At 46.6% G+C, this 6,917-nt stretch carries 7 protein-coding genes; 3 read left to right on the forward strand and 4 right to left on the reverse strand.

Annotated elements, in window-relative coordinates; genetic code table 11:
* The first annotated feature begins 108 nt into the window (after window positions 1-108).
* The 3 genes from RIG66_RS11225 to RIG66_RS11235 all read left to right on the forward strand — a co-directional run bounded on the left by RIG66_RS11225 (window position 109) and on the right by RIG66_RS11235 (window position 4,964).
* Complete coding sequence (locus tag RIG66_RS11225; protein WP_446378015.1) at window positions 109-2,253, forward strand: GAF domain-containing sensor histidine kinase; 2,145 nt, start codon at window positions 109-111, stop codon at window positions 2,251-2,253.
* A gap of 341 nt (window positions 2,254-2,594) precedes the next feature.
* Window positions 2,595-3,005 (forward strand): hypothetical protein, encoded by a 411-nt coding sequence (locus RIG66_RS11230; protein ID WP_446378017.1) that lies wholly within the window; start codon window positions 2,595-2,597, stop codon window positions 3,003-3,005.
* Window positions 3,006-3,218: 213 nt separating this feature from the next.
* On the forward strand, window positions 3,219-4,964 hold the full coding sequence (locus RIG66_RS11235; RefSeq protein ID WP_446378019.1) for a peptidoglycan D,D-transpeptidase FtsI family protein: 1,746 nt from the start codon (window positions 3,219-3,221) through the stop codon (window positions 4,962-4,964).
* 119 nt (window positions 4,965-5,083) lie between these two features.
* Here the strand turns inward: RIG66_RS11235 and RIG66_RS11240 are convergent, their stop codons facing one another.
* The 4 genes from RIG66_RS11240 to RIG66_RS11255 all read right to left on the reverse strand — a co-directional run bounded on the left by RIG66_RS11240 (window position 5,084) and on the right by RIG66_RS11255 (window position 6,518).
* On the reverse strand, window positions 5,084-5,239 hold the full coding sequence (locus RIG66_RS11240) for a hypothetical protein (RefSeq protein ID WP_446378021.1): 156 nt from the start codon (window positions 5,237-5,239) through the stop codon (window positions 5,084-5,086).
* 22 nt (window positions 5,240-5,261) lie between these two features.
* Window positions 5,262-5,399 (reverse strand): hypothetical protein, encoded by a 138-nt coding sequence (locus tag RIG66_RS11245; RefSeq protein WP_446378023.1) that lies wholly within the window; start codon window positions 5,397-5,399, stop codon window positions 5,262-5,264.
* 82 nt (window positions 5,400-5,481) lie between these two features.
* Window positions 5,482-5,826, reverse strand: a complete 345-nt coding sequence (locus tag RIG66_RS11250; protein WP_446378025.1) for a hypothetical protein — start codon at window positions 5,824-5,826, stop codon at window positions 5,482-5,484.
* 194 nt (window positions 5,827-6,020) lie between these two features.
* Window positions 6,021-6,518: a helix-turn-helix domain-containing protein gene (locus RIG66_RS11255; RefSeq protein ID WP_446378027.1), complete on the reverse strand. Its 498-nt coding sequence runs from the start codon at window positions 6,516-6,518 to the stop codon at window positions 6,021-6,023.
* Window positions 6,519-6,917: the final 399 nt, after the last annotated feature.

Consider the following 6,917-nt stretch of genomic DNA (forward strand, 5'->3'; position numbering starts at 1 on the left):
ACTAAATTAGCTGCATAATTGTTAATATAGGGTTTTTTTGATGGTTTAGCCTATAAAATCAGGACAAGCCGTCAAGGTGGGTGCGGAGGATTGTTTAAGGAATGCATTGTGTTTTCTAATCTTTATCACGCTTTTCAATCGATCCAAGCTTGGATCAAGTATCCCCCAAGGCAAGCAGCACTAACCCAAAAAATCGTCGATCGCATCCGTAATTCCCTAGAATTATCGGTTGTTGTACAAACAGCCGTAGACGAAATTGCGGCGTTGCTTCGACTTGATTGTTGTAGTTTTTTCTGGTATTGGGAAGAAAGGGGGCAAGTTGAGATTGTCTGCGAACGCCGTCAGCATGAGCATCAGCCCTCATATTTGGGAGAGTATCCCCTAGAATGTTTTGGTACGATGGCAAGAGCGATCGCGGAAGGGAAACAGATCGTTAATCGTGGCACAGCGCACTTGACACCCACAGGACTACGGTGGAGAATTCAACAGCTTTTACAGAAATCCTCTGCCAATCCCCCATCACTCATTCCCAATCCCTCCCTATGGGACTATAAAGCCAGCTTATTGATTCCCGTCACAGGTAAAGAAAACGGAATTGGGTTTATTGCTTGTCTTTGTGAGCAACCTCGGTTTTGGGCAACTCCAGAAATTCAATTTTTAGAGTCGATCGCGGAATCCTTAGAAATTGGTATCCGTCAAGCTCAACTCTATGAACAAACCCAGAATAACGCCATTCGGGAACAGCTCGTTAATCATATTACCAGCCAAACTCGCCAGAGTTTTGATCCCCAGACCATATTAACCGAAGCGATTAGCCATCTGTGTTCAGCGTTGAAAGTGGATCGATGTTTGGTGCATTTAGTCGAGGATTACCAAACCTCAGATCTGCCAGCCGTCAACGCAGAAGCCGCCGCTACCTGTCATGGTGAGTCATTAAACCGGGATCATCTCTATGAGGTGTATCGCCAACCCTTTACCCCTTGTAAAGACACATTTAATCCCCAAGGACCAATTACGCAGTGGATTATTCAGCACCGACGGGCGGTAGTGATTCCCGACGTCATTCAAGATGAACGGATTGATGCCAACAACAAAGAATACCAATCTGCCCAAATCAAATCCTCATTAGTGGTTCCGGTTCAAGCCCATGGTAAACTCTATGCCATTTTGTACCTCAATCAATGCGCTTACATTCGCTATTGGTCAAAACATGATCAAGAATTAGCACAAGCGGTGGCTGATCAACTCGCTATTTCCCTGCAACAGGCATATTTATATACCCGCACCCAGCAACAAGCGGCACATAATGCCATGCAAGCCCAAAAACTGGCAGAAATGATTGAAGAACTGCGGCTGACTCAAGTCCAACTGATTCAAAGTGAAAAAATGTCCAGTTTAGGTAGAATGGTGGCTGGGTTGGCTCATGAAATCAATAATCCTATTAGTTTCATCTATGGCAATATTCCTTACTTAGAAAATTATGTCAATGACTTGCTGCGTTTAGTGCAAGCCTACCAACGTGAATATGCGAACCCCTCACCGACACTAGAAAACATCTTAGAGGAAGTGGAAATTGACTTTTTAAGCAAGGACTTACCAAAAATTTTGCAATCCATGCAATCAGGTACCCAGCGAATTCAGGAAATCGTGCAGTTATTGCAGAGATTTTCGCGGCACAACGAAGCCTCCGTGAAACTGATTGATATCAATGCGGCATTGGAAAATACGTTATTAATCCTACACAACCAATGCATCAATACGATTACCATAGAACGGCATTACGATAACCTCCCTCATGTCGAATGTTACCCTAAGCCGATCAATCAGGTATTTCTCAATCTTCTGACGAATGCCATTGAAGCACTCAATCGTTCGCCCAATTCTGATAAAATGATTACCCTGCGAACGCAGTGGCAACCGAGCATTCATTCTGCGGATGAGGATCGGGTACAAATTAGTATCGCTGACAATGGTGCAGGGATTAATCCAGACGTTCTCTCAAGTATCTTTGAGCCATTTTTCACAACCAAAGCCGTTGGAGAAGGTCGAGGTTTGGGTTTAACCGTGAGCTATCAAACCATTGTTAATCAACACCAGGGGCAACTAGACGTGCGATCGCAACCGGGTCAAGGGACTGAGTTTATTTTGCAAATCCCAGTGCGCCATCATCATGCCCTAAAATCGAGTCCCTCGTCCTCTCAATCCCCCACTCCTGCTTCTGACTTGTCACGGGAAGTCGCTAAACCAAGTTGACAGGGAAGATGGGGAGATGGGGAAGATGGGGAAGATGGGGAAGATGGGGAAGATGGGGGAGATGGGGGAGATGGGGAAGAATTTTCTCAGTCAATGGTTAACAGCCAACACTCTTGCACTCAAAACTCGGTAGGGGCGAGTTTTGTCACATCCTTTGTCAGGTAAGAAATGATAATAGTCAAACTTGCTCCTACACAAAACTAAAAACTCAAAACGCAAATATCTGCCAAACGCTTATGAATGCTGTCTCTCGTTCTGTTCCAATTCAACGTCATCCTTCTCGCCAAGTTCCGGTTTCCTCGAGAAGGCGGTCATCTCGATCAAGCCCTGTGTCCCCCTTGGTGTCTAGAACTAGTCGCCAAAAGGTAGAAAGGCTGGACACCTCACGAGAACGAACTCCTGGCTGGTTGCGATCGCTGATAATCCTGCAACGCGGTTCTGATGTGATCACGCTGATCCTGGGTATTGTGACACTAACCATTTATTCCTGGACTGTATATACCCAGCAGCAGTGGACGCAAGAATACCGAAAATTGGGAACGCTCCAGCGGAATGAGCGTGATCTGACAACAACGAATGAAATCATCAAAGATCAACTCGCTCAACAAGCGGAACGCCCTGCCACAGGTTTGGTAACACCTACGACTGCCAATACCCTTTTGCTCTCTCCGGCACCTCAGCGCCCATTCCAGGAATCTCCGAATCAGACGCCTGATCAAGAAACCCTGGCAAAGACTCCTTTGGGATATTGAGGTAACACACACAAGTGCAGAGGGAGCTGGGGGAGCTGGGGGAGCTGGGGGAGCTGGGGGAGCAGAGGAAGAAAAGATTTAATTAGAGCTTATCCCAACCCTATTGGGAGTAGAAGAGTACAGGGGCAGAGGAGACTATTGCGCCCAGCGAATCGGTGACACTCATTGTTTGGGTAAAGTCGTAGAGGTTACTTGGGCAGGATGAATGATCGAATGCAAAACTCAAAACTCAAAACTCAAAACTCAACATATTTTCAACGCCCTGGGTTTAGATTGCTGTTAATTTGGGTAATCATGATGGCAGGGAGTTTTGGGCTTTTATTCAATTTATATCGGCTGCAAGTCGTCATCTCACCTAGCTTGGAAGAAAAAGCAAGGCAACAGCAGATGATTTATATGCGCCCGTTTATTCCGCGTCGTCCAATAGTTGACCGTAATGGTAATGTTTTGGCGGTGGATCGGCGCGTATATACCCTTTACGTTCATCCCAAACTGTTTAAGCTATCCAAAGCCAATATAGCGACTCAGCTAGCGCCAATTCTGGACAAGTCGTCTACTGACTTGGAAACGCTATTTAATAAAAGAAATACAGGGATTCAAGTTAGCGGGTCATTAACAGAAGATACAGCGAACAAAGTTGCTCAATTAAGTTTGGATGGGATCGAACTGATTCCCAAATATTCTCGCCTTTATCCTCAGCAAGATTTAGCCGCCGATGTGGTTGGGTACGTCAATGTTGATCATCAGGGTCAGGCAGGAATTGAGTATTCTCAGGAAAAATTATTAGAACGAGAAATTCGCACGCTGCGAATGAGTCGGGCAGGTAATGGAACATTGATGCCGGATCATATTCCAGAAGGGTTTCTTCACTCAGATGATCTGCGGTTGCAACTGACTCTAGATAGTCGCTTACAACGTGCGGCACGTTCTGCCCTTAAGCAAAAAATTAAGGAATTTAATGCCAAACGAGGTACTGTCATTGTTATGGATGCCTTGGATGGTTCTTTGTTGGTGTTAGTCTCAGAACCAACCTATAACCCGAATCAATATTCGACCTCTGACATTAGTTTATTTAAAAATTGGGCATTGGCAGATTTGTATGAACCGGGTTCCACATTTAAGCCTTTGAATGTAGCGATCGCGCTGGAATCTGGGGTCGTTCGTCCTGATAGTTTATTTAATGATACGGGTTCGATTCAGATCGGTCGGTGGCCCATTGCCAACTATGACAAAAAAGCCCATGGCATGATCAATCCAGCACAAATCCTGCAACATTCCAGTAACGTGGGCATGGTGCGGATGATGCAGCAAATGCAGCCTGAGGTTTACTATGGTTGGCTAGAACGATTGGGATTGGGTCAGAGATTAGAAACAGATTTACCCTTTGAAACCGCCGGACAGCTCAAAAATCAGCGTAAGTTTACCAGTTCTCCGATTGAACCAGCCACAACAGCGTTTGGTCAAGGCTTTTCATTAACGCCGCTTCAGCTTGCTCAACTCCATGCTACGTTAGCCAATGGGGGTAAGTTAGTTATGCCTTATATGGTACAAGGACTTTTTGATAGTCAAGGTCAGCTATATTGGCAACCACGCCTGAGTGCGCCCCGCCCCATCTTCTCACCAGAAACCAGTCAGAACGTTCTGGAAATGATGGAAACTGTGGTTAGCCAAGGAACAGGAAAAACGGCTCAAATTGCAGGATATCGAGTGGCGGGGAAGACGGGAACGGCTCAGAAAGCTAGTCCCACGGGGGGGTATTTTACCAATGCCAAAATTACCAGCTTTGTGGGAATTCTCAGTGTGGATTCTCCACGTTATGTGGTGATGGCGGTGGTGGATGAACCGAAGGGAAATGCCTTTGGCTCTACGGTAGCTGCACCGATTGTCAAGTCAGTTATGGAAGCTTTAATCGCGATCGAGCAGATTCCGCCAAGCCAGCCAAAAGTAGTGACAGAATGACTGTCAATGGATGGGAAAAGAAATCGCCGGAAACTGAAGCTGTGCAGCAGATCAGTGTTATAGCAATCGCCATAGCGGTTAGGACGCATCATTTGGTAGAGACGTTGCATGCAACGTCTCTACAACAGTTCGTTTGTCCTAATCGATGTGTCTACTGCTATACCTTGACGTAGGGCGTTGAGATAAGGTGCGATCGCGTTTCCGTTCAGGTTGGCGGTTAAGTCTCGGATTAGGATAGCGGCGAGGCTTTCGAGTTCGGATGGGGTGAAGTTCATCCAAGTAGCATCAAAGTCAGCGTCAGAGTAGGTAGAAAGGTGGGTGAACAGAGGCGCGATACGTGCTTCGCACACGCTTCGCGATCGCGAAATCCTCTAAGGCTTGTTGATAGCCTTGCTGGTAGGTGAGTTCACCAGGGGGACAGTTTGGTTTTAACATAGTAAAAGTCTCCGTTTACGGGGTAGTCACAAGTCGGCAGAAAGCGTCGGAAACTTGGTGCTGGCTTGTGATTTTGGGTTTGTTAGCGGTTGGATAAGTAGACATATCGCTGCTGGTGGATTATGTAGAGTCGGGATAATGCCTCTGGTGTATAGCGTTGGACTTCAATGCAGATTGATTGCCAGAGGCGATCGAGGGCATTTAGGTTGGGACAATAGCGTATAAGTGTGCGACAAGCAGCAATCCACTGTTCAATTTGGCGGTAGCTGACAAAGTAACCACCGATTCCTTTGATATGTACCCAAAGAACGTTATGCCATTTTTCCCAGTTGAGGATGCGCTCTTGGGGAATTTTCAGGAGTTTGGCGATTTGCCCAAGGGTGATGACGAAGGTTTTGGGGTTGATGCGATGGCGTATGGGTTGCATGGTAGATTATTGTGAACGGCTTGGCGGTTGAAACCACAGCTATACAAACCAAACCTGCCTACGCAGGTTCAAACTTCAATAAGCGCAGCGATAGCGGTGGTTTGGGAAATTTTTGGGTTGTTGAGGCTTGACTATTGTCAGCTCCAACGACCATGCTGACAATATAGTAAACAAGTTACTCCTGTGTCAAGACACTACTCCGAATTTTCTGACCCTTCCTCGTATCTGAATCCAGCTAGTTGAGCAACCAATTCTAGATGTTTAGAAGTAGACAGAGGCGGCTCATATAGACTAATTTCCCAATTACTGACGGTTTTCTGTCGCACACCCATCCTTTGGGCAAACTCTGCCTGGGTTAAACCCATGTGGCGGCGCAGTGCTTTGATGAGTTCAGCGTTCCATAGCACAGTGTCACCCACGCGCTGAACTTTAAGTTTTGCTGTAGGTTGGCGAAATGTCACCCGTTGTTGAGCAAAATCCACATCCTCAACCCGATATCCAGCTTCCATCCAAGCAGAAGCTTGCAGTGCGCCTTTGCTGCGATTGCTCCACCATGCCCGTTTTTTTCGTGCTGAGTCGGGTAGCGTGTCATTCATGATTTCCTCAATTTCTGCAAAGGTGAGAATGACTTCCGCTTGATTGCTCTGAGATAGAAATTCCCAGAGTGGCTGATACTTGCTATCTGGCTTCATGCTGCAAAACCTCTACGCCAATCAACGTCTGTGGGTTGAGATGCTGGTGGGATTTCTGGATTGGTGCAGTGGGAAAGGGGCATGAAGCTGTTCTAGGGGACTCTTGACCATCTCTAGGATGCCAGAAAATTGGGGAGTGCGATCGCGCTTTTACAGAGCTTACGCACAAACTCCACATGTAGTAGGGACACGGCACTGCCCATTGGTGTCAACTTAAGGTGAAAGCTCGGTTGAGCAAGGGTGTCGGGTGTCAGGATGGAATTGTCTGTTGGAGGCGAAAAAACCTCACACCTACCACCATTCACCTCACCTATTCATCCACAATGTTTTTTTCAAACAGGTTCCGTTTAATACATAGCTCCCCAACATTGCTCGCTTTCCCCCACACCCCACACCCCA

It is taken from the genome of Coleofasciculus sp. E2-BRE-01, assembly GCF_040221695.1.
GTDB lineage: Bacteria > Cyanobacteriota > Cyanobacteriia > Cyanobacteriales > Coleofasciculaceae > Coleofasciculus.

Bases quoted from the DNA above. Each gene is read 5' to 3' on its own strand.
- RIG66_RS11245 (WP_446378023.1), bottom strand. From the start codon at position 5,399: ATGTTAAAACCAAACTGTCCCCCTGGTGAACTCACCTACCAGCAAGGC.
- RIG66_RS11255 (WP_446378027.1), bottom strand. From the start codon at position 6,518: ATGAAGCCAGATAGCAAGTATCAGCCACTCTGGGAATTTCTATCTCAG.
- RIG66_RS11235 (WP_446378019.1), top strand. From the start codon at position 3,219: ATGCAAAACTCAAAACTCAAAACTCAAAACTCAACATATTTTCAACGC.
- RIG66_RS11240 (WP_446378021.1), bottom strand. From the start codon at position 5,239: ATGAACTTCACCCCATCCGAACTCGAAAGCCTCGCCGCTATCCTAATC.
- RIG66_RS11250 (WP_446378025.1), bottom strand. From the start codon at position 5,826: ATGCAACCCATACGCCATCGCATCAACCCCAAAACCTTCGTCATCACC.